This is a genomic window from Pontibacter virosus (assembly GCF_003096355.1).
GTDB classification, from domain to species: Bacteria; Bacteroidota; Bacteroidia; order Cytophagales; family Hymenobacteraceae; genus Pontibacter; species Pontibacter virosus.
The window spans coordinates 263,041-286,705 of sequence record NZ_QEKI01000001.1 but is presented as its reverse complement, the minus strand read 5'-3'; the positions used below and the strand labels follow the sequence as shown (position 1 = coordinate 286,705).

The 23,665-nt window shown below is 50.8% G+C and carries 24 protein-coding genes; 7 read left to right on the top strand and 17 right to left on the bottom strand.

Annotated features, from left to right (window positions below; all coding sequences use genetic code 11):
- Nucleotides 1–366 carry a BlaI/MecI/CopY family transcriptional regulator gene (locus C8E01_RS01080; protein ID WP_116541522.1) on the bottom strand — a complete coding sequence of 122 codons (366 nt, stop codon included), beginning with the start codon at nucleotides 364–366 and terminating at the stop codon, nucleotides 1–3.
- A 200-nt stretch (nucleotides 367–566) separates the two neighbouring features.
- On the opposite strand from C8E01_RS01080, the gene C8E01_RS01075 reads away from it, so the two are divergent.
- A complete protein-coding gene (locus C8E01_RS01075; protein ID WP_116541521.1) occupies nucleotides 567–1,547 on the top strand; it encodes an NAD(P)H-quinone oxidoreductase in 981 nt (326 codons plus the stop codon).
- Between the two features lie 65 nt (nucleotides 1,548–1,612).
- Here the strand turns inward: C8E01_RS01075 and C8E01_RS01070 are convergent, their stop codons facing one another.
- From C8E01_RS01070 to recA, 5 genes are all read right to left on the bottom strand, one after another.
- On the bottom strand, nucleotides 1,613–2,326 hold the full coding sequence (locus tag C8E01_RS01070; RefSeq protein WP_116541520.1) for an RluA family pseudouridine synthase: 714 nt from the start codon (nucleotides 2,324–2,326) through the stop codon (nucleotides 1,613–1,615).
- Nucleotides 2,327–2,607: 281 nt separating this feature from the next.
- Nucleotides 2,608–3,651: a sensor histidine kinase gene (locus C8E01_RS01065; RefSeq protein ID WP_116541519.1), complete on the bottom strand. Its 1,044-nt coding sequence runs from the start codon at nucleotides 3,649–3,651 to the stop codon at nucleotides 2,608–2,610.
- A 3-nt stretch (nucleotides 3,652–3,654) separates the two neighbouring features.
- Nucleotides 3,655–4,350: a response regulator transcription factor gene (locus tag C8E01_RS01060; protein WP_116541518.1), complete on the bottom strand. Its 696-nt coding sequence runs from the start codon at nucleotides 4,348–4,350 to the stop codon at nucleotides 3,655–3,657.
- A gap of 197 nt (nucleotides 4,351–4,547) precedes the next feature.
- Nucleotides 4,548–5,360, bottom strand: a complete 813-nt coding sequence (locus tag C8E01_RS01055; protein ID WP_116541517.1) for a DUF3108 domain-containing protein — start codon at nucleotides 5,358–5,360, stop codon at nucleotides 4,548–4,550.
- 175 nt (nucleotides 5,361–5,535) lie between these two features.
- Nucleotides 5,536–6,579, bottom strand: a complete 1,044-nt coding sequence (gene recA, locus C8E01_RS01050) for a recombinase RecA (protein ID WP_116541516.1) — start codon at nucleotides 6,577–6,579, stop codon at nucleotides 5,536–5,538.
- Nucleotides 6,580–6,739: 160 nt separating this feature from the next.
- Between recA and C8E01_RS01045 the strand changes: the two genes are divergently transcribed.
- Nucleotides 6,740–7,888, top strand: coding sequence for a hypothetical protein (locus C8E01_RS01045; protein ID WP_243409368.1), 1,149 nt, complete (start codon nucleotides 6,740–6,742; stop codon nucleotides 7,886–7,888).
- 6 nt (nucleotides 7,889–7,894) lie between these two features.
- Here C8E01_RS01045 and C8E01_RS01040 read toward each other — a convergent pair whose 3' ends face one another.
- Nucleotides 7,895–8,524: a GNAT family N-acetyltransferase gene (locus C8E01_RS01040; protein WP_116541515.1), complete on the bottom strand. Its 630-nt coding sequence runs from the start codon at nucleotides 8,522–8,524 to the stop codon at nucleotides 7,895–7,897.
- Nucleotides 8,525–8,704: 180 nt separating this feature from the next.
- On the opposite strand from C8E01_RS01040, the gene C8E01_RS01035 reads away from it, so the two are divergent.
- Nucleotides 8,705–9,571: an SDR family NAD(P)-dependent oxidoreductase gene (locus C8E01_RS01035; RefSeq protein ID WP_116541514.1), complete on the top strand. Its 867-nt coding sequence runs from the start codon at nucleotides 8,705–8,707 to the stop codon at nucleotides 9,569–9,571.
- A gap of 79 nt (nucleotides 9,572–9,650) precedes the next feature.
- Here the strand turns inward: C8E01_RS01035 and C8E01_RS01030 are convergent, their stop codons facing one another.
- From C8E01_RS01030 to C8E01_RS00985, 9 genes are all read right to left on the bottom strand, one after another.
- Entirely contained in the window at nucleotides 9,651–10,082 is a 432-nt protein-coding gene (locus C8E01_RS01030; protein WP_116541513.1) for a hypothetical protein, read from the bottom strand.
- Nucleotides 10,083–10,359: 277 nt separating this feature from the next.
- Nucleotides 10,360–11,325, bottom strand: coding sequence for an AAA family ATPase (locus C8E01_RS01020; RefSeq protein ID WP_116541511.1), 966 nt, complete (start codon nucleotides 11,323–11,325; stop codon nucleotides 10,360–10,362).
- 8 nt (nucleotides 11,326–11,333) lie between these two features.
- Nucleotides 11,334–12,707: a peptidylprolyl isomerase gene (locus C8E01_RS01015; protein WP_116541510.1), complete on the bottom strand. Its 1,374-nt coding sequence runs from the start codon at nucleotides 12,705–12,707 to the stop codon at nucleotides 11,334–11,336.
- Nucleotides 12,708–12,743: 36 nt separating this feature from the next.
- Nucleotides 12,744–15,053, bottom strand: a complete 2,310-nt coding sequence (locus C8E01_RS01010) for a peptidylprolyl isomerase (protein ID WP_243409367.1) — start codon at nucleotides 15,051–15,053, stop codon at nucleotides 12,744–12,746.
- Nucleotides 15,054–15,217: 164 nt separating this feature from the next.
- Nucleotides 15,218–15,628 (bottom strand): ATP-binding protein, encoded by a 411-nt coding sequence (locus C8E01_RS01005; RefSeq protein ID WP_116541509.1) that lies wholly within the window; start codon nucleotides 15,626–15,628, stop codon nucleotides 15,218–15,220.
- Complete coding sequence (locus tag C8E01_RS01000) at nucleotides 15,621–15,959, bottom strand: STAS domain-containing protein (protein WP_040574303.1); 339 nt, start codon at nucleotides 15,957–15,959, stop codon at nucleotides 15,621–15,623. Before C8E01_RS01000 ends, C8E01_RS01005 begins: the two co-directional genes overlap by 8 nt.
- A gap of 19 nt (nucleotides 15,960–15,978) precedes the next feature.
- Nucleotides 15,979–18,054, bottom strand: a complete 2,076-nt coding sequence (locus C8E01_RS00995) for a GAF domain-containing SpoIIE family protein phosphatase (RefSeq protein ID WP_243409366.1) — start codon at nucleotides 18,052–18,054, stop codon at nucleotides 15,979–15,981.
- A 204-nt stretch (nucleotides 18,055–18,258) separates the two neighbouring features.
- Nucleotides 18,259–19,728, bottom strand: a complete 1,470-nt coding sequence (gene guaB, locus C8E01_RS00990) for an IMP dehydrogenase (protein WP_116541507.1) — start codon at nucleotides 19,726–19,728, stop codon at nucleotides 18,259–18,261.
- Between the two features lie 216 nt (nucleotides 19,729–19,944).
- The gene (locus C8E01_RS00985; protein WP_116541506.1) at nucleotides 19,945–20,262 is read right to left on the bottom strand and encodes a rhodanese-like domain-containing protein; all 318 of its coding nucleotides are present in this window, start codon (nucleotides 20,260–20,262) and stop codon (nucleotides 19,945–19,947) included.
- Nucleotides 20,263–20,369: 107 nt separating this feature from the next.
- Here C8E01_RS00985 and pnuC point away from each other — a divergent pair, with 107 nt between their 5' ends.
- The 4 genes from pnuC to C8E01_RS00970 all read left to right on the top strand — a co-directional run bounded on the left by pnuC (nucleotide 20,370) and on the right by C8E01_RS00970 (nucleotide 23,154).
- Nucleotides 20,370–20,993, top strand: a complete 624-nt coding sequence (gene pnuC, locus C8E01_RS00980) for a nicotinamide riboside transporter PnuC (RefSeq protein ID WP_116541505.1) — start codon at nucleotides 20,370–20,372, stop codon at nucleotides 20,991–20,993.
- A gap of 146 nt (nucleotides 20,994–21,139) precedes the next feature.
- Nucleotides 21,140–21,316, top strand: coding sequence for a hypothetical protein (locus tag C8E01_RS21540; RefSeq protein ID WP_165820528.1), 177 nt, complete (start codon nucleotides 21,140–21,142; stop codon nucleotides 21,314–21,316).
- Between the two features lie 425 nt (nucleotides 21,317–21,741).
- On the top strand, nucleotides 21,742–22,263 hold the full coding sequence (locus C8E01_RS00975; RefSeq protein WP_116541504.1) for an AAA family ATPase: 522 nt from the start codon (nucleotides 21,742–21,744) through the stop codon (nucleotides 22,261–22,263).
- Between the two features lie 15 nt (nucleotides 22,264–22,278).
- Entirely contained in the window at nucleotides 22,279–23,154 is an 876-nt protein-coding gene (locus C8E01_RS00970; protein WP_116541503.1) for an aldose 1-epimerase family protein, read from the top strand.
- A gap of 74 nt (nucleotides 23,155–23,228) precedes the next feature.
- Here the strand turns inward: C8E01_RS00970 and C8E01_RS00965 are convergent, their stop codons facing one another.
- Nucleotides 23,229–23,477, bottom strand: a complete 249-nt coding sequence (locus tag C8E01_RS00965; protein WP_007654857.1) for a hypothetical protein — start codon at nucleotides 23,475–23,477, stop codon at nucleotides 23,229–23,231.
- Between the last annotated feature and the right edge of the window lie 188 nt (nucleotides 23,478–23,665).

Below are 23,665 nucleotides of genomic sequence, written 5' to 3'. Positions count from 1 at the left end.
CTATTTTGATTTTTTGTTCTCGATCATATCAATAATCTCCTTCAGTTCCTCGGCGCTGATCTGCTTTTCCTTTGCAAAAAAGGCTACCAGCTCTTTGTAAGAGTTCTTGAAGTAGTCGCCCACAAAACCTTTCATGAAGCGCTTTTTGTAGTCCTCTTCTTTGATGAGCGGCGTATAGCGGTAGGTGTTGCCAAACTTTTCACTCTGCAGAAAGCCTTTCTTCTCCAGGTTCTTCACCGTAGAGGCCAGCGTGGTATAGGGCGGTTTTGGCTCATCCAGTCGCTCTAGAAATTCTTTGATGAAGCCGCCATCCAGCGACCAAATTGCCTGCATAGCTTCCTCTTCTTGTTGTGTGAGCTTTTCCATATTTCTACGATGTTTTCGTATAGTTACGAAATTTTCGTAATAAGGTCAAGTGTTTGTGTAATAATTCTTTGAATATTTTTTCTCACAGGGCCGAAAAATGCGAATGCTGCCAATAGAAGCGGTTTTGGCAATAATGCGGAAACATCTAATTTTAGCTGGCGTCTAAAGGTATAGCCACAGACAATTCCTAGCCGACTGATATGAAAGCCATACTTGTAAAGCAACCCGGCGGACCAGAGCAACTGGTGCTGGGCGAATACGAACAGCCGCTGCCCAAACCGTACGAACTGCTGGTGCGTGTGCAGGCCACTGCGCTCAACCGTGCCGACACCTTGCAGCGGCAAGGCAAATACCCACCACCCAAAGGCGAAAGTCCGCTGTTGGGCCTGGAGATGGCCGGGGAGGTAGTGGAGGCAGGTATAGCCTGCACCCGTTTCAAGAAAGGTGACAAAGTGATGGGCCTGTTGCCGGGCGGTGGCTACGCCGAGTATGCCGTGATACACGAAGAGATGGCCATGGCTATACCTGAAAACCTAAGCATGGAAGAGGCCGCCGCCATACCTGAGGTGTTCCTGACGGCCTGGCAGGCGATCTCCTGGCTGGGCAAACTGCAGCCTGGTGAGCGTATACTTATCCACGCCGGCGCCAGTGGTGTAGGCACAGCAGGTATACAGCTGGCCCGCGCCCTCAAAGCCGAGGTGTTGGTAACAGCTTCTGAGAAAAAGGTGCAAGCCTGTCTTGATCTCGGAGCCCACAAAGCCATCAATTACAAAGAAGTGCCTTTTGAGGACGAGGTGTTGGCTTATACCAATTCCGAGGGCGTGGATGTGATTGTGGACTTTATCGCGGGGCCTTATTTCAAGCAGAATATTGAGTGCCTGCGTCTGGATGGCAGGATGGTGCTGCTGGCGAGTTTAGGTGGTGGCAAGGTGGGAGACTTTGACCTCCGCCAAATACTTGTTAAGCGTCTGCAGGTAATCGGCTCCACGTTACGCTCGCGCACCCGCGACTACCAGATGAAACTCACGCAAGATATGGCCAGCTTTGCCATGCCTTTGTTTACAAACGGCACGATAAAGCCTGTTATCGATTCGGTGTTCGATTGGGCCGATGCCGCCGAGGCACACCGTTACATGGAGGCCAACAAAAACATTGGGAAGATTGTGCTGCGTGTAAGCTAGAATGGCTATACCTTAAAAAAGCAAAAAGGGGACTGATGTCGCATCAGGCCCCTTTGTTTTTTACGCTAGTTGTATTGGCGAAGTTGCTTGATCAGCACGGCCATGTCTTTCGGGTAAGGCGCTTCAATTTTAACTGGCTCCTCGTCCATGAGTTTAAAGCCGATCGTATGCGAGTGCAGCGCAAAGCGCTTGATCAGCGGTTGCTCTTCGGTCTGCTGCTTCAGGTTGAACTTGCGCTTTAAAGTGCTCAGGTATAGCGGCTCTCCGCCATACAGCTCGTCGCCCACTATCGGAGCGCCCAAAAACGCCAAATGTATGCGAATCTGATGCAAACGGCCCGTTACGGGCATACACTCCAGCAAGGTATGGCGACTGTAGTTCTCCAGCGTCGTGAAATAGGTTTCGGCCGGTTTGCCCTGTGGTGTAAGTTTAGCCACGCCCTTTGCGCCGGCCAATATCGAGCGGTTTACCAGTTGGTCTTCGAACTTGTGTGTGCCCCAGGCCACCGCATGGTATACCTTGTATACCTCGCGGTGCTCAAATTGCATCGACACGTGGCGGTAGGCCTCCGGGTTTTTGGCAAACACCAGGCAGCCCGATGTGTCTTTGTCGAGGCGGTGGCAGGCTTGCAGATTCGGGTCGTGCTGCTTGGCGAGTTTGAGCAGGTTGGTAGTGTTCGGAGTGCGGTCTTCGAGCGTAGCCAGAAAAGGAGGCTTGTTCACCACCAGAAAGTCCTCGTTCTCAAATATAATCAGGTCTTTAAAAACCGGGTATTTCATGCTGTACTGTATCGTTAATGCGCGCAGCTATACCTTAGCCACACAGCCCGCAAAGATACGCATTTTTGGTGGGGTGTTAATTGTTGGGAATCTAAATGGTTGAATTGTTAAATGGTTAAATTGTTTGGTGAATTGTTGATTGCTGGTTGTTGATTGTTTGACCGTAATTAAGGTATAGTCTTCGCTTTTCTTTTCAATCAAGCACATTATCCAAAGTTATACTCCCCTAATCGTTTTGGGATAACAACAATTCAACCATCAACAATTTAACAATTCAGCCATCAACTAACCTTCGCCTTTAGCAATTTAAAACGCAACATGGTGCCCTTGTCGAGTTCGCTTTTGACGGCGATGAAGGAGCGATGGGCCTCGACGATGTGCTTGGAGATGGCAAGGCCGAGACCTGAGCCGCCTTTGTCGCGGGAGCGGCTTTTGTCGATGCGGTAGAAGCGCTCGAATATGCGGTTGATGTGCTCTTGTGCTATACCTGGGCCATCGTCTTTCACCGTGATGGTATAGCGCTTACGGCCTTCCGTGAACGAAACCCAGATGTTGCCGCCCGTATGGCCGTATTTGATGGCATTGTCCACCAGGTTGATGAACACCTGACGGATACGATTAGGGTCGGCGTGGAGCATCACTTTCTCGCCAGGATTCACATCCACCAGGTGCAGTTTTGTCTGGCTGCTATTGGCTTTTTGCTCCAGCTGCTCAAAAACTTCCTGCACCAGCTGCACAGCGTCAAAGTCCTGCTTCTCCATTCTTACAACGCCTTTCTCAAACTGCGAGATGCTGATCAGGTCCTGCACCAGGGTGTCAAGGCCGTCGAGGCTGTTGGCCGCTTTCTGTAAAAACTTGTCTCGCACATTGGGGTCGTCCATGGCGCCGTCCAGCAAGGTATGGATGAAGCCCTGCGCGGCGAAGATCGGGGTCTTAAGCTCGTGAGATACGTCGGCCAGAAACTCGCGACGCATTACCTGCAGGTGTCTTAGTTCGTCGATTTCCTGCTGCTTGCGCTCGGCAATCAGGAAGATGTCGTCTTTTATTTTTCGGAGTGGGTCGGCCGTGAACATAGAGCGGCCCTCTGCTTTGCGGTACTCCTGCTTCTTTATTTTCTCGAGGCTGGAGTACACGTTTTTGATCTCGCGAAACACCAGTGCCTCGTAGGAGAAATAGATCAGCAGAAAGCAACATATAAATACCAGTACAAGTGCTGCCATCAATCCCCTGGAGGAAAAGTAGCTGGCTAAAGCCAAAAAGGCAGTGAGCACAAGGGCCACTGCCAGGGATACTAAGAGGGCAAGCGTACGGGAGTTTAAATTCATGTTTTAGTCGGTGTTAAACTTGTAGCCTACACCCTTGATTGTCCTGATCTGGTCTTCCCCTATCTTCTCACGCACCTTCCGGATGTGCACATCCACCGTGCGGGCGATCACATACACGTCGCTGCCCCATACGTTGTTGAGCAGCTCTTCACGAGTGAACACTTTGTTGGGGGTAGCTGCCAGAAAGGCCAGTAGTTCGAATTCTTTTTTCGGGAGCGTGATTTTCTCTTCGCCCTTGTACACGGCAAAGCTGGTGCGGTCTATTCGCAGTCCTCCGATTTCAGTTACCTGCTCCTGTTCTTCCTGCTGTGCATCACGGCGGGCATAGGCGGCCAAACGGCTAAGGAGAGCGCGGGGCTTAATGGGCTTTGTGATGAAGTCGTCAGCGCCGGCGTCGAAAGCGGCCACTTCTGAGAACTCCTCTGATCGGGCAGTCAGGAAAATGATGTGCGTATGACGGAAATCCTGCTCTTCGCGCAGTTGGCGGCAGGCAGCTATTCCATCCAGCACCGGCATCATCACGTCCATCAGAATCACATTCGGCTTAAAGGTATGCGCTACCTCTATCGCTTTTTTGCCGTTCTCGGCCTGGGCTACATCGTAGCCTTCGCGTACCAGATTATACTGTAGCAGCTCCAGGATATCCGGATCGTCGTCAACTACCAGTATTTTGTAATGGGCTTGATTTGGTGTCTGCACGTGTCTATGATTAGGTTTTCCTACCGGCAGTTAACAGGCAGGTATAGGTATTGTCAGGAGCCTTTTCATGGCATCCATTTCAATACAAATATACCACTTCGCAAGGTATGGAAGGAGTAGGTAGTCAAATCATAATAGTTTCTTAACATTGGCTTTTCAGCAAAAGAAAAAACCAGCGGTGTGGGCTGGCTTTTCTTTTATTTCTGTGCCACAAGGGCAGGTTTATGTTTCAGATTCCTGTGTTCGTACAAGTCAACTTTCACAGACCCCACAAACATATTAGCTGAGATCAGTACCGGTATCTTGTTTTTGTCATCAGACAGGTATACGGTAATGGCATCCTCACCATTAAACAGCTTGTTTTTCGGCATACGTGGTACCAGCTTAATTGCTCTAAATGAGCCGGCTTTGGTGCTGACCGTTTCGCGGCCCTGGTAGGTGACCACCATGTCGAATGCCTCCTCGTCGAAAAATCCCTTGATCGTAAACTTGTCGCCCGGCTTATAGCGATCGTAATCGAGGGTGCGCAGATAATAAAACCCGCTCACAATATCCTGAGCGCCGGAAGGTATCTTATGGGTGCTTTTCTTCTTATCCCTGTTCTTTTTCTTCATCTCCACCTGGGCGGTATTCGTGAAGTGGTTAAAGTCCACGGTTTCGCGCTTGCGGTAGCTACCCTCCTCAATGTTGCGGAAAGAGCGCTGCGGCAGTATAGCAGCTGTGTCAATGTATGACTGCCAGGTATCGCGAATCTTGATGAAGAGATCGAACGAATTGCTGGTCTTGCCATACACGGTGGCTTTATAAGTTGGCCTGTCGTTGATGCGGTGCAGGTTGGGAGCGATGTCAATCACGGCTTCTGCTGCTGTTATAGGGCCATAATGCACTTTATACTTGAGCAGTTCGCCTGCACTAAAGCTTTCGTTAGGTATGGTGCGCAGGCTTTCTTTTGCCGCAAAGCCAGAGAGCACCAAAATGGCCAATATTATCGCTGGAAAAATCTTCTTCATATGCAGTTTCAGACTTACAGTGTTTTTATAGCATCTCCAATATCAACTATTATACCAACTGCGGGTCTTTACTCTAAAGATAATAGGTTGTCTTCACACTACCAACAACTTAAAATGCAAAAAGGTGCTATGTAGCATAGCACCTTTTTGATTACTTGTTAGATGGGAACAATGTTCATTCCGCACCGCTTAGGTCTTCCAATGCAGCGGCCACTTTTTCAGGCTCACCTTTCACGATCGCTCTGATCTTAGCTTCGATCTCCTCCTGCAGCTCCGGGTTGTCAAGCAGAATCTGCTTCACACCGTCGCGGCCCTGACCCAGCTTGTCGCCGTTGTAAGAGAACCAAGAGCCAGACTTCTGCACCACACCCAGCTCAACGCCAAGGTCCAGGATTTCGCCTACTTTGGAGATGCCCTCACCATACATGATGTCGAACTCTACCACTTTGAACGGAGGCGCCACTTTGTTTTTCACCACCTTCACACGGGTACGGTTACCTGTGATGTTGTCGGCAGACTCCTTGATCTGGCCAATACGACGGATGTCCAGACGCACAGAGGCGTAGAACTTCAGCGCGTTACCACCTGTAGTTGTTTCCGGGTTACCGAACATCACACCGATCTTCTCACGAAGCTGGTTGATGAAGATACAGCAGCAGCCGGTTTTGTTGATCGTGCCGGTCAGTTTACGCAATGCCTGCGACATCAAACGAGCCTGAAGACCCATTTTGCTGTCACCCATGTCGCCTTCCAGTTCACCTTTCGGTACGAGGGCGGCCACAGAGTCAATTACAATAATATCGATCGCGCCTGAACGGATCAGGTGATCAGCGATCTCCAGGGCCTGCTCACCGTTGTCAGGCTGTGAGATCAAAAGGTTTTCAGTGTCTATTCCAAGTTTTTCGGCGTATGCCTTGTCAAATGCGTGCTCTGCGTCAATAAAGGCGGCCAGGCCACCGGCACGCTGCGCCTCTGCGATAGCATGCATGGTAAGCGTGGTTTTACCAGACGATTCAGGGCCGTAGATCTCAATGACACGGCCGCGCGGTAAGCCGCCAATTCCTAAAGCAATGTCAAGTCCAAGCGAGCCGGTAGAGATAGCCGGAATGTCTTCCACTTTGTTATCGCTCAACTTCATTACAGTACCTTTACCGTAAGTCTTGTCAAGCTTGTCTATCGTCAGCTGCAGGGCTTTTAGTTTTTCGTTGCTTACGCTCATGTGTGTTTAATTAAATAGCTTTATATTGATGTGAAATTACGACGTTCAAAATCAATTTGCAAAAAAAGTAGCAGGTATTTTGCTAAATATTTTAGTTGATTATGGCCGTCTTGTTACAACATATACGGACAGGGTTTTGTGCCATCTTACGTGCTTTTTTATGAGATATTTCAGGCTTTTATTTTGTGTGTTTGCCGTGCTGTACAGCCATTTAGCCTATGGCCAGCTAAACAACGACGCACTGAAGCTGGCTATACCTGTCAAACCTGAAAATGCTAACCAGATTAGAATTGGCCTGCATGCCTTTGGCTTCTCTAAAAACAACGAGTACTTCAACAAGATAGCCGATGGCTATACCTTGTTTGGCTACCATCTGCTACCACGCGTGAGTTATTATCCGTCTGCCTCCGTGCGAATCGATGCGGGTGCGTTCCTCTGGAAGGACTTTGGCAGCGCAGGTTACCAGGACTTCCAACCGACCTTTACCGTGAAGTGGCAACAGGAAAACTGGGCTTTTGTGTTCGGTACTTTGGAAGGTAATCTCAGCCATGGCTATGTAGAGCCGCTGTACGATTTTGAGCGGGTGATCAACGACCGACTCGAAAATGGCCTGCAGTTTTTGCTCAATACCCACCGTGTTAAACTGGATGCCTGGATTGACTGGAGCAAAATGATCTACCCGGCTGACCCGGTGCGGGAGGAAGTGGCCGGTGGCATCAGTTCCGCCATACGCATGCTTAACAAACCCGGCAAGGTGGAGGGTGATACCTTGCGCCTGGCTATACCTGTGCAGTTCACGGCGCAGCACAAAGGAGGGCAGATCGATAGTTCGCCTTTGCCCTTGCTTACCGTGTTTAATGCCGCCGTAGGCTTTGAATTAGAGCGACAGCTGCCAAATCGTATACTCCACCGGGTATACACAAAAAACTATCTGCTGGGATTCAATGACTTCTCTAATACGTTTCAACTGCCTTTCACAAAAGGTGGTGCCGTATACCTGAATGCGGGTATAGACACCAAGTACCAGGATGTGATGCTCAGCTATTGGCGTGGTGACGGGTACATCACAGAACTGGGCGGCAAACTATTTCAGTCGGCTTCCACAACCTACAAAAACCCGGATTACGTGCAGGAAGACCGACACCTGCTGATTCTTCGCCTGATGAAGGATATTGAGATACTCGACGACCTATACCTGACGCTGCGCCTGGAGCCCGTGATCGATCTGGATGATCCGAAGCTGGAGTTTTCGAACGCGCTCTACCTGACATTCGATACAGACTTTTTTGTCGCAAAGCCGCGCAAGTAAAACTGCTTATACCGCTGCCTGGGAGTCGCGCTCTTTGAGCTGAGTGGCCTGTTCATAATCGTCGCGCGTCATGCCGTAATAACTTAGGTCCAGCAGCTCTTCTGAGTCGACGCCCCGGAAATCACTTCGCAGCACCCCTTCTTTCACAAAGCCGCAGTTCTCGGCTAGCTGGGCACACGCATTATTATACTGCGTGCAGCGCATGTATACCTTGTTGAGTTTCACGTCCTCAAATGCAAAGTGCAGCACTGCTCTAAAGGCCTCCTGCGCCAGGTCCGGCACATCGGACCAACTGGTGAAGTACAAAGCCGCCTCCGCTTTTGGCACGGACCGGTCTATGTTCTTGAGTGTGATGTCGCCAATGTAGGTGTTGCTTTCGCGCAGCCATACGCCAAAATCGAACTGCTTTCGGTTATCCCAGTCACTGCGCAATTGAGCCAGCTGTATGCGGGCGTCTTCCAGGGCACGTACACGGGCCACTCTTCCTGTAAAGGCGGGACTCAAGGCAGATGTGTCCTCCTGGATAACGCGCATGAACTCCTGTTCGTCTCCCTCTGCATAGGGCCTAAGCACCAGGTGGTCTGTCTTCAGTTGTTCATCAAAAGCATCGGGCAGGGTATTGTATAAAAAACTCATAGGTATAATGTCGTTTTAATGGAACAGATGGATCGTCGCTTTCCTGCTTTGTCTGTCATACGCTATTCAGCTGAAAATGTAAGTATAATCTTCAGGGCTCTGCCAGGCACTAACCGACCAGGAGTTTCGGACGTTAAATGTTAGTACAGTATGAGTGCTAAAAATTTTAACCATTGATCTATGAAAAACAGACTGGAAGGCAAAGTCGCCGTCGTGACAGGCGGCGCAACAGGTATAGGAGAGGCCATCTGCAAGAAATTTGCGCAGGAAGGAGCACGCGTAGTGGTTGCCGGCTTCCCGGAAGACCCCGTGGAAGATGTAGTAAAGGAAATCCAAAAGCAGGGAGGAGAAGCGATTGCCTATAGCGGCGATCTTTCGACAGAAGCCAATGCAAAGGCATGTGTGGAATTAGCCGTAAAGCAATATGGTCAGCTCGACATTCTGGTCAACAATGCGGGCGTATTTCCGGAGGTAAACCTATTGCAGGACTACTCCGAAGAAGCCCTGGACTACATGATCAAGAACAACATCAAAACGGCCTTTGCCATGAGCAAGGCCGCGCTGCCTGAGCTGCACAAAACCAAGGGAAACATCGTGTCCGCCGGATCAGAGGCTGGTGTGATCGGTATAGCGCAAAACACACCTTATGGCGGTACGAAAGGTTTTATACATGCCTTCATGAAAGGACTAGCCGTGGAGCAGGCGCAGTTCGGGGTGCGGGTGAACATTGTAGGCCCGGGACCAATTGACACCGCCTGGACGCATGCAAGCACCGGTCCGATGGATGGCAAAATGGTGAAGACCATGAAGGCTGCCACACCTATGGGACGTAGAGGAAGCCCGGAAGAGGTGGCGAACGTTTACTGCTTCCTGGCCTCAGACGAAGCCTCATATGTGACAGGTGCGCTCTATATGGTAGATGGCGGCATCACGGTGGCAAAAGGCCCGGTAGGTGAGGAGGCCGACTCCAGTATGAAGAAAGAGCCCCAAGGTGAATTGGACCTGGAGCATTCAAAGGAGGGCCATACCTCCATCCGGAATAAGTAAGCTCTCTCGGGTATAATAAACAAAGCGCCCGCAGGTATAAGACTGCGGGCGCTTTGTTTTTATCAGGTATAGCCGTTGGCTATTGATTCAGGAGGAAAGGATATCTGAAGTGTTTTGGGCTGTTGAGCTGCTGTTGGCGCATCATTACCTGCAGGGTATGGGCCGTTTCGTTGAAATACTCCAATCGACGGATCAGCATTTCTTTCTGCAAGATGACACCACCTGCCGTTTTCATGTATGCTCTCTTGTCTTCCATGACACGCTGTAAAGTGTCCATCACCGCATTTTCGTTCTGTTCAAACCAGCGGGTGAAATCCTCCAGACGGGCTGCCCCGGCTGTTTCAGATTTGAACTCCAGGCCATGCAGACGCAGAATATCTGCCAGCAGGTCTACCTCCAGTGGAATAGATACATTGTAAGGCATGGAGCGAACCTCCAGTTTGCTGTTCAGGGCTCCGATGATCGTGGCCAGGTTGTCTTTAAAGCGAACGTATAGCGCTGCCGCTTCCATATGTTTCAGGGTAATGTGTCAAAAAAATCAATACAGCCGCAAAATTACACCAATAAGCTTAGATTGCTAAATTGTTTGGAGGTTAAATTGCTAAATGGCTGCATTGTTAAATTGTTGACTGTTGGATGGTTAAATTATTCAATTGCTAAATTGTTGAAACTCTGTGTATCCGAAAAATTGAATAAGGCAGGTCTCTGTTTAAACTTCAACTGTATTCAGCTAACTGAAGCTATACCTTATCAGCTCTAAACAATTTAACCATCAACAATTTAGCAATTTATAGTAATTCCCCGATCAGTTGCTCTACCGTTATACCCTCGGCCTCGGCTTTGAAGTTGCGCACAATGCGGTGACGGAGGATGGGCAGTGCGACGGCTTGTACGTCTTCTATATCAGGAGAATACTTGCCATTGAGTAAGGCGTTGCATTTCGCCCCGATGATCAGGTGCTGCGAAGCACGCGGCCCGGCACCCCACTCCAGGTATTGGCTGGCCCGCTCAGAACCCATCGCTGTATTGGGGCGGGTTTTGTGCACCAGCTTTACGGCATACTCCACCACATTATCTACCACGGGTACGCGGCGCACCAGTTGCTGGAAAGCCAGGATGTCATCTGCGTGCAGGATCTTGTCGAGCGCTACACGGGCGGCGCCCGTTGTGTTCTTAACGATCTGCAGTTCCGACTCGTAGCTTGGATAGCCCAGCGTGATGTTGAACATAAAGCGGTCGAGCTGTGCTTCGGGCAGGGGATAGGTGCCTTCCTGTTCAATCGGGTTTTGGGTGGCGAGCACAAAGAAAGGTCGTGGCAGTTCGTAGCGCTTGCCGGCAACAGTTACCGCATACTCCTGCATAGCCTCCAGCAGTGCTGCCTGTGTTTTCGGTGGTGTGCGGTTGATCTCATCGGCCAGAATAATGTTGGCGAAGATAGGGCCCGTCACGAAGTTGAAATTACGGTCCTTGTCCAGTGTCTCGGCTCCCACAATATCGCTCGGCATCAGGTCCGGGGTAAACTGCACCCGGCTAAAAGACATGTCGAGCGATGAGGCGATGGTCTGGATGAGGAGGGTTTTGGCAAGTCCCGGAACACCTACCAGGAGGCAGTGCCCTTGACAAAAAACGGCTGTGAGCACCAGTCGCACGACTTCTTCCTGCCCCACAATCACTTTTGAGATTTCGGAAGTGAGGTCCTGGTAAGAGCGGTACAGCGCGTCGGCTGCTTCTTTGTCAGAGGTATACTGCTTCATGTGTATGTCTATTGCGTTAAGTCAAGCACTTTGCATTGGTCGTACTCGGGGTCGATCTCAATGAATACGGTGTCTATGTTTTTTCGGAACCACTCATCCACAGCTTTGTCTCTTTTCTGCGCCAGAGCGGCAGCGGCTATTTTCTGGTAGTCGTCGCGCATGTTGGCCATGTGAGGAGACGATTTGTAGCGAAGCTGGATAATACGGGCTGCCTCCCTGCCGTCAGGTGTGGTAAAGTTAACCGGCTTCGATACGTCGCCCACTTTCATGGTGTCGATCACAAAGAAAATGCCTGGCTCCACTTCATCCATCGGGATGTATGAATTACCAGTCATACGACTGATGATGGTACCACCGTTGTCCTTTGTGTTCTTATCATCCGAAAAATCTTTAGCGGCCTTTGCAAAGCTGATGCTGTCGTTCACAATAAGGGTGCGCACACTGTCCAGTGCGGCGATAGCATCCTGCACATCCACACGGGCAGTGGCAGGCTTGATGAGGATATGACGTGTATTGAATTCCTGTCCTTTGCGCTCGATCAGCTGGATCAGGTGAAAGCCGAACATTGACTCTACTACATTCGACATCTGTCCAGGCTCGAGGCGCAGTGCTGCAGCTTCGTATTCCGGTACCAGTTCTTTCTTTTTGAAGAAACCAAGTTCTCCGCCTGCTTCTGCAGAGCCGGGATCTTGTGAGTGCTCACGGGCCAGTGTGGCGAAGTCTTCGCCGGCTACAATGCGCTCACGCAATGCTTCCAGTTTCTGGCGGGCGGCCTGCTTCTGCTGGCGGCTTACCTCGGCATACTTTACAATGTGGCTCAACTGCACCTCGCTTGAAAAGTAAGGCAAGCTGTCGGCAGGAATCTGGTTGAAATAGCGGCGCACCTCTTTCGGGGTTACGGTTACTTTATCGGTAATCTCGCGCTGCATCTTTTCAGATACCATCTGGTTGCGAACAGAGCGGCGCAGTTCGTCGCGCAGCTGCTTCACGCTCTTATTATAGTATTGCTCCAATCGCTCCGTGCCACCTACCTGCGAAGCCAGGTAATCAATCCTGCGGTTCAGTTCGCCGGTTACGGCAGCTTCTTCCACTACAACAGAGTCAATCTCGGCGCGGGCCAGCAACAGCTTTTCCTGCACCATCGACTTCAGTATCTCGCACTTCATTGGCTCTGTCTGGGCGCTTGGCTGCTGTTTGTTCTGTGCCAGGAACTGCAGGTAGCTGAACTCAAGCTCTGAGCGCAGGATCACGTGGTTGTCTACCTTGGCTATGATGCCATCCAGTTTCTTCTGGGTGGGTGCCTGTGCCGTAGCTGTAAAGGCTGTGATCAGGCAGAGCAGCAGCAGGGCCAGGGTTTTCGTTTTATAGATTGTGTTGTGCATGTTGGCTTCTATCGGTTCTCTTGTTTTGGACCCGCTTTATTTTCTGATGATTTTATCGACCTCTGTCTGATTAACGCTAACCGGATTTTTTTCCTGCAGCTGCTTTACCCATTGCTCATCCAGGTAGTTCTGGTAGTCGGCTGTTACCTGGCCTCTTACTTCTGAAAGCTGCTTCGGAGCGGGAGCCAGCACGTCGTGCACGATCACCAGGTACTGGCGTCCGTTCAGTTCAGTGTTGTAAGTGCCCTTTTCCCACTTCACAGCGTCTACAGCTTTGTTTTCGCCTTTCTGGAACCGCTTCTCTGTGATCTGCACACCCAGTGGGTTGCCGGCATTCAGGTTTTCGGCCAGTGCGCTTAGTTCAGATGAGTAAAGCGTGAAGGATACGCGTCTGTTGCGGCGGCGACCGGTTTCGGTGTTGTCAGCGGCAGCCTGCTTGGTTTTGCCCAGAGCTTTAGCGCTAAGTTGGTCGGTTGCTACTCCACGGCCTGTCAGGAAGGCTACAATGGCTTTGGAACGCTCTGCCGAAAGGTCACGCTTGCCGGCTGCCTCACGTGCGTCGGCATGGCCGTTCACTTCCAGGGTCAGATTCGGGTTGTTGCTCAGGCGGTCTGCCAGTTCGCTTAGCCGGGCTATGCTTGCCTGGTCTGGCGTGGCGCTGTTTGTTTCAAATGTGATATCGGCTGGTTTGCCGTTGCGTACTTCGTAACGGCGCTCGCTCAGCTGCTGCTGGGCCTTAGCGAGTAACTCCGCATTGGCAGCGCTGATCACGGTGGCGTGTGCACGCTCTTTCCACTGGTACTTGTCGCGGTTCTGATCAAAGAAAGCCTTCAAGCCAACTGTATCTTCCACCGCCTTCGACCATACCTTCTCGTCCATCAACTGGAACAGCAGGATACCGTCGTGGTACTCGCGTACCAGCATGCGGTAGTCGGGGTACTTGTTTTCCAGGTTCGCACGCTCATACGCCAGCAGGCTTTTCTGCACAAAGTTGTCGTAAAGCGAGTTCATGTGGTGTTGCGGAGTGCCGGCCATACGTGGGCGCTGCTCAGCCTTCACGTAGGTATAGAAGTCGGCTACGGTATAAGGCTTGCCTTGTATCGTGAACAGGGTATTCTTCAGTGTTTTGTCTGCAGCATCGAAATCCCACTTGCCTTGCAGCAGGTCATCTGTTCCTTTGCCCAAAGCAGCTGCTTTGACAGTAGCGTCTTCGGTGAAGTTGTTTTCAGATTTGATGCGCTTCAGGAAGGCTGCTTTGTTAAGCTCAGAACGGGAGTCTTTTGCGATCTTGTTGCGCAGGTTTTGCTCCATGTCCTCGAACGAAGGAAGCGGTTGCTTGCCTATCAGTTTAATGATATGCCAGCCATAAGGCGTCAGGACAGGAGGGGCTACTTCGCCCTCTTTCTTTAGGCCAAACGCTACTTCCTCAAACGAAGGGATCATACGGCCGGTGCCAAACCAAGGCAGTTCACCACCATTGGCAGCAGAGTTGGCGTCCTCTGAAAACTCGGCAGCCAGGCGATCCCAGTTCTCGTTGCGCTGCACACGCTTGTAAATAGCGTCCACGCGCTGCTTGGCTGCAAGCGAATCTGCTTTCGGCATGCCCGGCGTAGCGCGCACCATGATATGGGCTACTTTCACTTCGCCCTGCGCAGTACGCTTGTCGTTTACTTTGATCAGGTGATAGCCAAAACGGGAGCGAACCGGCGGCGAGATCTGGCCGACTGGTGTTTTGTAGGCGGCATCTTCGAAGCGGTATACCATCTGCATGGCCGTGAAATAGCCGAGGTTACCGCCGTTTTCGCTCGCGGAGGGGTCTTGTGAGAACTCTCTGGCCAGCTTATCGAACGCCTCACCTGCCTCGAGTCGCTTGCGCAGCTCCAGTGCCTGGTTGTAGGCAGCCAGGGTGTCTTGCGGGCTTGGGTCGTTCGGCAGACCCAGCAGGATGTGCGATGCGTTCACCTCCTGTTTCAGGCGCTCGTAAGCTTCCCGCACCAGCTGGTCGGTTACACTCTTTTCTGTGAGGTATGGTTGTGCAAGCTGTTCTTTGTAGCCTTCCAGTTCGCGCTTAAAAGCGGCGGTGGTGTCCAGGCCACGGCTCTCGCCTTCCATCACCTTCAGTTTGAATCGGGTATAAAGGTCGAGGTACTCGCTTACACTCTGGCGGGTATAGGCGTCTTCATTGCCCCCGTTGTTCTTCTCATACACATACTGAAACTCGGATGTGTAGATAGGTTGAGATCCAATGGTCGCAATGATAGGTTCCTGCTTGTCATTCTTCTTAGTTGCGGTACAGCCAGCCATAAGGAGGGCCGCTGCCGCAACAAGTAGTTGATTGCTGCGCATAAATAGATGATAAACTAACGCTTGGTTTTGCCCTGACGAGGTCAGATCATGCAATTTTAGTTAATTTTTCTGACAGATTAGTCAAAAAGTACCACTATAATCCTATTGCATGCGATTTCGTTCCGGATAACGGACGCGGGGCGCTAAAAGTGTGCAGTTCAGCCCTATTTAATTTTTTTGTACAGGAAGCAGGTGTTCTGCCTGTCGCTTGTCTCAAATTCCACCCGGTCCATGATGCGGTTGACCAGGGCGATGCCGACACCCCCTTTTTTACCGACCCGGATGTGCTCTTCGATATTTGGCTCTTTATACTCAGAGCGGCGGAAGGCCACCCCGTTGTCGACGATCTCAAATTTGAGCATGCCGGCCTTCTCTGTGATGGAGAGGGAAATGCTTTTGGACGGGTCTTCGCTGTTGGCGTGGATGATGAGGTTGGCGCATATCTCATCCACGGCCAATACGATCTGGTTCATCTGGATGTCTGTCAGTGTATAAGCTGCCAGATACTCCGTGACGAAGTCCCGTATTTGCTTCAGATTTTTTTTAGTACAGCTAACTGTAATTTTATTATTCATCAGCAATGGTCATGGCTTCCTCGTAATCCGAAACGATGGTCATGAGCAGGTCGAGGCCCAGGATTTCGAATACGTTGCGCACTTTGTCCTGCATGTTGTAAAAAATGAGTTTGATCTGTGCATCCTCAAAGCGCTGCAGGTGCGAAATAAATACCCCGAGGCCGGCAGACGAAATGTAGTTCAGGTCCTTGCAGTCTACCAGTATCTTGCTGTAAGTCATGATCTCAGGGTCGGAAAGCGCTTCATCGAGCATTACTGATGAGCTTGCATCCAGTTCACCATCTAGGGTGATGATGATCGTTGTGTCTTTGATTTGGTTTGTAATTTTCATCGGCATCCTTTACGTATAACTATTCACTAGGTTGGGTCGGCTTAAATTTGATGACAAGCAGCGTCTGGTCATCGTATATGTTTTCTGTCGGACCGGTAAAATCCTCCAGATCGTTGATAATGGCGTATTTTATATCCTCTGCCTCCAGATGGTAGGTTTGGGTGAGCATGTAGCGCAGCCTTTCCTCCCCATACTCGTCATTCTGCGGATTGCGGGCCTCTACAATGCCATCCGTGTAGATCACCATTACGTCGGTCGGGTTGTAGTCGTAGTACATCTCCCGCACATGGTTGTTGTAGCTCTTGTCTCGAATAATGCCTAGCCCCAGTCCATCCGTCTGAAAATAGAAGGTGTCATCCATCATGGAGTTGTAATACAGGGTATGGCAATGGCCCGCACGTGCAAACATAAAGCCCTTCATGCGATAATCAATGATGTATAGCGCAGAAGTGATAAAAGAGGTTTTCTCAAGGCAGCGGCTCAGGGCACTGTTGGCCTGTTTCATGAATTCGCTTGGTGGCATATCCTGCTGCATCAGGCCGTGGAAAATGCCCTTCATCTGCGCCATGTGGAAGGCCGCCGAAATACCTTTGCCCGACACGTCGCCGATGATGATGGCAATGCGCGACTCGCTCAGTTGCAAGAAGTCGTAGAAGTCACCGCCCACTTCTTTGGCGGCTTTGGCATAGGTCGAGATCTCGAACCAGCTGTCGCTCGGGAATTTTTTCGGGATCAGGCTGTCCTGCACCACCGAGGCGATCTTGAGTTCCTCTTTGTAGCGCTCGTTCTGCAGCGACTCGTGCACCAGACGCAGGTTCTCGATCGTGAGGATGGTCTGGTTGGTGAAAGTGCGCAGTACGTTCACTGTTTCCCTGTCAAATCCCTGCTCAATGTCCTTCAACAGGTATAGCACGCCAAACAGGTGCTTCTTGGATTTGATGGGCAGGATGATGAGCGACTTCCAGGGCAGCGTGAGGTCACGGAAGCCGGGGTTGCGGTCGAGGTTGTTGTTGATGTAGTCGATGTGCTGGATGTTGTAGGCCAGCAGCAGGTGGCGGATGCGTTTGATCTGCTCTTCTTCTATAGTAAGCTGGTGGCACAGTTCTATTTCATCCTTTTTCTCGCCCTTGAATATCTCCAGCCAGGCGGCGCTTGCATCCGATGCCTTCACGGTACTCTCGAAAAGCATGTCGTATACCTGTTTCTCGCTCTGTCCCTGCTGTATGGACTGGCTCAGACGCTGGAAGTTGAGCAGGTCCTCGCTCTTCTGCTCAAACACGCTGGAAGTAGGGAGACTGAAGAGCGCCACCAGAAAAGATGCCAGGGTATACAGGGCCACAAAGAACATGGCCAGCAACAGGAAGCCCACGTCAGAATAGTCGATCACCAACAGCGGGCTGTCCGCAAAGTCGTAAAAGAAGTCAAAGAAGATGTAGCAGGCCAGCAGAATGGCCACAAGCAGAATAAGCGACCGGCCTTTCTTGTTGAACGTGAGGTAAGCAACCCACTTCAGGTTAGTGCATAGGAATAAGGTGTAGAGGCCAATAAGGCCCAGCAAGGGCATGAAAATAAGGCTACTGTAATTGAAGTTGAGCAGCGTGAGAATCAGTGTGGCAAAAAGCAGGATCTCGTACCAGTCCCAGGCGATCTGAAGAAACTTGTTCTTATGGTAGAGCAGCAGCTGGCGCCACACATAAAAGGCTTTAGCCAGGAACAGCACCAGCAGACCAAAGTTTACCTGGTAGACCATGTGTAGCAGCAGCGGCGACTGTACGCTGGAGTAGTTAGTGACCATGCGATACACCATGTATAGCGCTACGCTCAGGTAAGCGGCTACACCTCCTTTGGCAAAGATGTTCCAGAGGTAGCCAATAAAGTCTATTCCTTTGAGATTTTCAGCGCTCAGGCGTTGGAAGCCGAACACCGAAATGATGAATACAACGATCAGGAAGTTGTTGACGAAAGGCAGGTCCAGTGCATTGGAGCTTTCCCGGTGCATACTCTCGGCCGCCAACAACACGTTAGCCAGCAGGAGTGACCAGCTGATCAGGGCCGCGGTAATAAATAGGGATTTGGCGTTGGTTCTATAAAGCATAAAACGGAAAACCGTGCTTAGTTTTATTGGCGACACAAAATGGCTTGCCCGAGACTTTATCAGTTTGTAAGGTAAGAAAAATTTTTGCTCTTTGGCCAAGTTGTCGAGGTGAGTTTTGAAAGAACAACTTGCATAACGTAAAAAAGAAGAAGTAGGTTAACAAAAGGCCAACCTACTTCTTCTTTCACGCTATCAATGGAATGACTAGCGGCTGTAGTTCGGCGCCTCACGCATGATGTGTACATCGTGCGGGTGACTTTCGCGCAGGCCAGCCCCTGTTATCTTCACCATCTTGGCTTCCTGCAGTGTAGGTATAGTCGGCGTGCCGCAATAGCCCATGCCGGCACGAATACCGCCTACCAGTTGGTAGATCACTTCCGACACCAGACCTTTGTAAGCCACGCGACCCACTATACCTTCCGGTACCAGTTTCTTGCTGTCTTTTTCGTTGCCCTGGAAGTAACGGTCTTTCGAGCCTTCCTCCATCGCCTCAATAGAACCCATGCCGCGGTACGTCTTGAACTTACGGCCTTCGTAAATGATCATCTCACCAGGCGCCTCTTCAGTACCAGCCAGCAGCGAACCCACCATCACAGTGCTTGCCCCTCCGGCCAGTGCCTTCACAATGTCGCCTGAGAATTTGATACCACCATCGGCAATAACCGGTACGCCGGTGCCCTGCAGACCTCTGGCGGCTTCCATTACGGCAGATAGCTGGGGCATGCCTATACCTGCAATCACGCGGGTAGTGCAGATACTGCCTGGACCAACGCCCACTTTCACGGCATCGGCACCCGCATCTGCCAGGGCCTTTGCGCCATCGGCAGTGGCTACGTTGCCGGCGATCACCTCCAGGTTCGGGAAGTTCTCTTTAATCTTGCGCACCACGTCGAGCACGCCTTTGGAATGGCCGTGCGCTGTGTCCACGCTGATCACGTCCACGCCGGCTTCTACCAGCGCCTTGATGCGGTCCATCACGTCAGGCGTCACGCCCACGGCAGCACCTACACGCAGACGGCCGTACTCATCTTTGCAGGCGTTCGGGCGGTCTTTCTTTTTGAGGATGTCTTTGTAAGTGATCAAACCTACCAGGTTGCCTTCTTCATCCACCACGGGCAGTTTCTCGATCTTGTACTCCTGCAGGATGTCTTCGGCTTTGGCCAGGTCGGTTCCTTTCGCGGCCGTGATCAGGTTTTCGGTCGTCATCACGTCTCTTACAGGCAGGGACATGTTCTTCTCGAAACGCAGGTCGCGGTTGGTGAGGATGCCGGTAAGCTTGCCGTGTCCGTTGGTAATAGGTATACCACCAATCTTATTCTCGGACATAATGCGAATGGCATCGCCGAGCGTGGCGTCTTCCTGCAGGGTGATCGGATCGAGGATCATGCCACTTTCGGAGCGTTTCACTTTGCGCACCTGCTCCGCCTGCTTCTTGATCGACATGTTTTTATGGATGATGCCGATGCCCCCTTCCTGTGCCATCGAAATGGCCAGTTCGGTCTCGGTTACAGTGTCCATAGCCGCAGAAAGCAGCGGAATGTTAATGCGGATATTGCGTGTAAGCTGTGTGGAAGTATCAGTGTTGTGGGGGAGCACCTCGGAGTAGGCCGGGAGCAGAAGCACGTCGTCGTAGGTGAGTGCCTCAAATACTATTTTGGATTGATCTGCGATCATGGCAAATAAATTAGGGGTCCTTATTTGCCGCGTAAAATTACATAAATTAATCCGGATAATATAGCAAGAGGTGTGAGAAAATTATTCGGACAATGCTACGGAGCTTCTGTTACTAGCAATTATTAGCCTTAAATGTCCTTTAGGATTGCATGAGGCGAAATATTATAAAAAGGGGATGAAAGCTTACGATTCAGGAATGAACCAGGGGCTGTATACCTAGTATACCCGCATCGTAGGGTCAACTTGCGTGGCCCAGGCGTGGATGCCTCCCTTCAGGTTGAGGAGGTTGTCGTAACCGAGGCGCTGGCTGAGGTAGAGGATGGCCTGTGCGCTGCGGAAGCCGTGGTGGCATACCATGACCACGGGTACGTCGCGGCGAATGCGGTTGACCTGCTTAGGGAGATCATCCAAAGGTATAAGTTCGCCGCCCAGGTTGCAGATCGCAAACTCCTCCGGTTCGCGCACATCCACAATCTGCAGTTCGGCGCTGTTGCCTAGTCTCTCTTTCAGTTCCTGCGCTGTAATCTCGTCCATAGTTGTAGAGCTCCTGCCTGTGCTATACCTTAGGCTTTGGTGTTTTGGTTTCGATTTACAAACTTAGCAACAAAATTAGTCCGAAGCATGGGCTTGCACAGGTATAGATGACAGATTTTTACAATAGCATAACAGAGGCGCTGCAGGCCATGAGCCTGGTCGAGGTAGTTGGCGTGATTACGGGTATAGCCGGGGTATGGCTGGCAGCCCGGCAGCACATCTGGACCTGGCCCATCAGTGTGGTGAGCGTGACGGCTTACGTGTTTGTGTTCTACGACGCCCGCCTGTATGCCGACATGGGGCTGAACGCCTTTTATATCATCACGAGTTTTTATGGCTGGTATGAGTGGCTGTACGGTGGGAAAGGACACACCGAGCGGAAAGTCACCAGAGTGGGGCAGCGGGAGTTATGGGTCATGATTGCGCTTGTAGCGGTGTTCTCGGCTAGTCTCGGCTATTTCCTGGACAACTACACCGATGCCGACCTGTCGTATACCGACTCGGCTACCACCGCTGTGAGTCTGATGGCCTACTGGATGATGGCTAAGAAGCGCCTTGAAAACTGGCTGGTATGGCTGGCCGTGGATGTGGTATACATCGGGGTGTTCACTTATAAGGAGTTATACCTGACGGCTCTTCTGTATTTTATCTTCCTCATACTGGCTACCATGGGCTACCTGGACTGGAAACGGGATATGGAAAAGGAAGCTGTATCTCCTGTTACAAAGTGATTATTGGAAATATCCTGTTTTATGTTTCTATCTTATGCAGTCGTGGCATGGTATGTGCCGTACATGAGTGTAACTGAGGCAATCGTTGAATTTTAGTGCGCCAAAGTATGCGAGTACCTATGTTCCACGCTACAACGACACTATGTATGATGAACCGCAAGATTGAATTGCCAGATGAACTAAAGTACGAGAACCGTATGAAATGGGGCTATGAGTCCCCGGACGAAAGCCCCAAACGCCTGCTGCTCTGTCAGTATGGCGACCGGCACCCCAAAGAAGTAGAAGTCTATAATTTTTATGATTATAGCTTCACCGAGAATTAAGAAATGCCCGTCTCAACCAACCTGACGGAGACGAAAGTACAGCGGGGACACATTTTAAGGAATGTGTCCCCGCTTTTTTCTAGACCACCGCATTGCTTTACCCACTATCAGGTAGCGTTTGCCAAGGCATAGTGTTTATCTGCTGTATATCTGAAAATTTGTTAGATTAATTATATTAGATCAGGTATAATTAATTGCAGCAGGTTCATTTTGAAATTAAGTATAGCAGTAGGGTGGTGCCCTAACAAACTGACGTTACCTTTATTGAATGCAGCTAGGTGCATCGGTTGCGAAGAAATGTGTTGGTATAAACAGTAGGAGGCTGTTAAATAAGGCTGCCGCTGGTGGGGAAACCTGCTGACGGCAGCTTTTTTTGGCTCTCCCTGTGATGGCGACTTTCAGCAGAATTGACCTACCTTTGCGATATGTTGAAAGTCGCCATCACAGGGCCTGAATCCACGGGCAAATCCACGCTGTCGCAGCAGTTGGCCGTGCACTATAACACGGTGTGGGTACCCGAGTATGCCCGCACCTATATCGAAACGCTCGACAGGCCCTATACCTTGCAGGACCTAGAGCAGATTGCCAGAGGACAACTGGCACTGGAAGCCCAGATGGAGTCACAGGCTGAGCGCTTACTCTTCTCAGACACCGACCTGCTGGTGATCAAAATATGGAGTGAGCATGCCTTCGGTGAATGCCCCGACTGGGTGCTGCAAAAACTAAAGCAACAGGACTACAACCTTTACCTGCTGATGGGCGTTGATTTGCCGTGGGAGCCTGATCCGCAACGGGAGCATCCGCACTTGCGCCAGTACTTTTATGACTGGTACAAGCGTGAACTGGAAGCGCTGCAGGTGCCCTATCTGGAGATCAGCGGACAGCACGAAGACCGTTTCAGTAAGGCCACTGCGTACATCGACGCGATGCTCCTGCAACATACCTAAAACCATAACCTTGCTATGCTATACCATTTACAGAACTATAACTTTAAGGTGGGCGTCGAGAGCAAAGGCGCCGAGTTGCAGCACTTCGTAAAGCTAGACGAGGGGCTGGAGTTTATTTGGCAGGCTAACCCGGAGATATGGGCAAGCCATGCGCCCAACCTTTTCCCGATTGTAGGGGAACTGCCTGAGGGAACCTATACCTACGAAGACGAAATATTTGCTCTGAAACGCCATGGTTTTGCACGGCACAAGGAGTTTAAGCTAATAGAGGAGGAAGATGACAAACTGGTATTTGAGCTAGAGGACGACGAAGAAACCCTGCAGGTATACCCGTTTAAGTTCAGGCTCCTGGTTGCGTACAAACTCGAGAACAACAAGCTGTCGGTGACTTACCAGGTACTCAACCGCGACAAGAAGGGCATGTACTTTTCCATCGGGGGCCATCCGGGCTTTAACGTGCCGTTTTATGGAGGCGAGCACTACGAAGACTATTTCATCGAGTTTGAGAAAGAGGAAACCCTTCACCGCTACCTGCTCACGGACGAAGGGCTGCAAAGCGGCGACACGGAAAAGGTGCTGGAACACGATCGGGTGTTGCCCCTGAAGCACAGTTATTTCGACAAGGATGCCCTGGTGTTCAAAAACCTGAACTCAGACAAACTCTCGTTGGGCAGCCGCACTAACCAACGCCGCATTGAAATGACCTTTCCGGGTTTTCCATACCTGGGCATCTGGGCAAAGCCGGGACCATCGCCTTACGTATGCATTGAGCCCTGGTGTGGTATAGCGGGTCGTGACGGGGAGTCCGGCGAGTTGGAAAAAAAGGAGGGAATCAACCTGCTCAGTCCGATGCATGTGTTCGAACGCACCTTTACCATGGAAGTGCTATAGCAGAAGTATAGCCTTTAAACCAAAAAGTCCCCTGTCGAATGGTCGAGCAGGGGACTTTTTGGTTTCATTGTGTTTCATTGCAGGGAAGGCTCTGGAAACTTGGGAACCTTGATGCGTCTCAGGTCATATTGCGGTTCATAGTCATTGATGGGCAATGATATGCCGGGTGGCAGGTCCAGATCTGGCAGATCGTCGCCTAGTGGCTCGCCTCCATCGTCATCGTTATCAGTAGAGGAAGACCCTCTGAATTTTTTGCGTGGAGCGAAAGCGTAATATGCCAGTATCGTTAGCAGTGCTAAAGTATACAGTAAGCTGATCATCATCACATTTCTTCTTAAACTCTCTCTAAAATTAGTTCAGCCAGCCTGTTCTCCCAGCAAACACTGCTTTGTCAGAGCGGATGCCTGAAAACATGCCTTGTATTGTTTTCAACGTAGTTTGCCCGTAAGTGGTTATCGGCTTTTGTTAAAATAAAATTGCACTTAACTGCTTGATACAGTGGATTAGCCAT

What these genes read in the sequence shown, in the direction of transcription:
- C8E01_RS01045 (WP_243409368.1), top strand. Translation starts at nt 6,740, where the DNA reads ATGAGATATTTCAGGCTTTTATTTTGTGTGTTTGCCGTGCTGTACAGC.
- C8E01_RS00965 (WP_007654857.1), bottom strand. Translation starts at nt 23,477, where the DNA reads ATGATGATCAGCTTACTGTATACTTTAGCACTGCTAACGATACTGGCA.
- C8E01_RS00975 (WP_116541504.1), top strand. Translation starts at nt 21,742, where the DNA reads ATGTTGAAAGTCGCCATCACAGGGCCTGAATCCACGGGCAAATCCACG.
- C8E01_RS01030 (WP_116541513.1), bottom strand. Translation starts at nt 10,082, where the DNA reads ATGGAAGCGGCAGCGCTATACGTTCGCTTTAAAGACAACCTGGCCACG.
- C8E01_RS01010 (WP_243409367.1), bottom strand. Translation starts at nt 15,053, where the DNA reads ATGCGCAGCAATCAACTACTTGTTGCGGCAGCGGCCCTCCTTATGGCT.
- C8E01_RS00970 (WP_116541503.1), top strand. Translation starts at nt 22,279, where the DNA reads ATGCTATACCATTTACAGAACTATAACTTTAAGGTGGGCGTCGAGAGC.
- pnuC (WP_116541505.1), top strand. Translation starts at nt 20,370, where the DNA reads ATGACAGATTTTTACAATAGCATAACAGAGGCGCTGCAGGCCATGAGC.
- C8E01_RS01080 (WP_116541522.1), bottom strand. Translation starts at nt 366, where the DNA reads ATGGAAAAGCTCACACAACAAGAAGAGGAAGCTATGCAGGCAATTTGG.
- C8E01_RS01015 (WP_116541510.1), bottom strand. Translation starts at nt 12,707, where the DNA reads ATGCACAACACAATCTATAAAACGAAAACCCTGGCCCTGCTGCTGCTC.
- C8E01_RS01065 (WP_116541519.1), bottom strand. Translation starts at nt 3,651, where the DNA reads ATGAATTTAAACTCCCGTACGCTTGCCCTCTTAGTATCCCTGGCAGTG.
- C8E01_RS21540 (WP_165820528.1), top strand. Translation starts at nt 21,140, where the DNA reads ATGATGAACCGCAAGATTGAATTGCCAGATGAACTAAAGTACGAGAAC.
- C8E01_RS01035 (WP_116541514.1), top strand. Translation starts at nt 8,705, where the DNA reads ATGAAAAACAGACTGGAAGGCAAAGTCGCCGTCGTGACAGGCGGCGCA.
- C8E01_RS01005 (WP_116541509.1), bottom strand. Translation starts at nt 15,628, where the DNA reads ATGAATAATAAAATTACAGTTAGCTGTACTAAAAAAAATCTGAAGCAA.
- C8E01_RS01040 (WP_116541515.1), bottom strand. Translation starts at nt 8,524, where the DNA reads ATGAGTTTTTTATACAATACCCTGCCCGATGCTTTTGATGAACAACTG.
- C8E01_RS01075 (WP_116541521.1), top strand. Translation starts at nt 567, where the DNA reads ATGAAAGCCATACTTGTAAAGCAACCCGGCGGACCAGAGCAACTGGTG.
- C8E01_RS01020 (WP_116541511.1), bottom strand. Translation starts at nt 11,325, where the DNA reads ATGAAGCAGTATACCTCTGACAAAGAAGCAGCCGACGCGCTGTACCGC.
- guaB (WP_116541507.1), bottom strand. Translation starts at nt 19,728, where the DNA reads ATGATCGCAGATCAATCCAAAATAGTATTTGAGGCACTCACCTACGAC.
- C8E01_RS01000 (WP_040574303.1), bottom strand. Translation starts at nt 15,959, where the DNA reads ATGAAAATTACAAACCAAATCAAAGACACAACGATCATCATCACCCTA.
- C8E01_RS00995 (WP_243409366.1), bottom strand. Translation starts at nt 18,054, where the DNA reads ATGCTTTATAGAACCAACGCCAAATCCCTATTTATTACCGCGGCCCTG.
- recA (WP_116541516.1), bottom strand. Translation starts at nt 6,579, where the DNA reads ATGAGCGTAAGCAACGAAAAACTAAAAGCCCTGCAGCTGACGATAGAC.
- C8E01_RS01070 (WP_116541520.1), bottom strand. Translation starts at nt 2,326, where the DNA reads ATGAAATACCCGGTTTTTAAAGACCTGATTATATTTGAGAACGAGGAC.
- C8E01_RS01055 (WP_116541517.1), bottom strand. Translation starts at nt 5,360, where the DNA reads ATGAAGAAGATTTTTCCAGCGATAATATTGGCCATTTTGGTGCTCTCT.
- C8E01_RS00985 (WP_116541506.1), bottom strand. Translation starts at nt 20,262, where the DNA reads ATGGACGAGATTACAGCGCAGGAACTGAAAGAGAGACTAGGCAACAGC.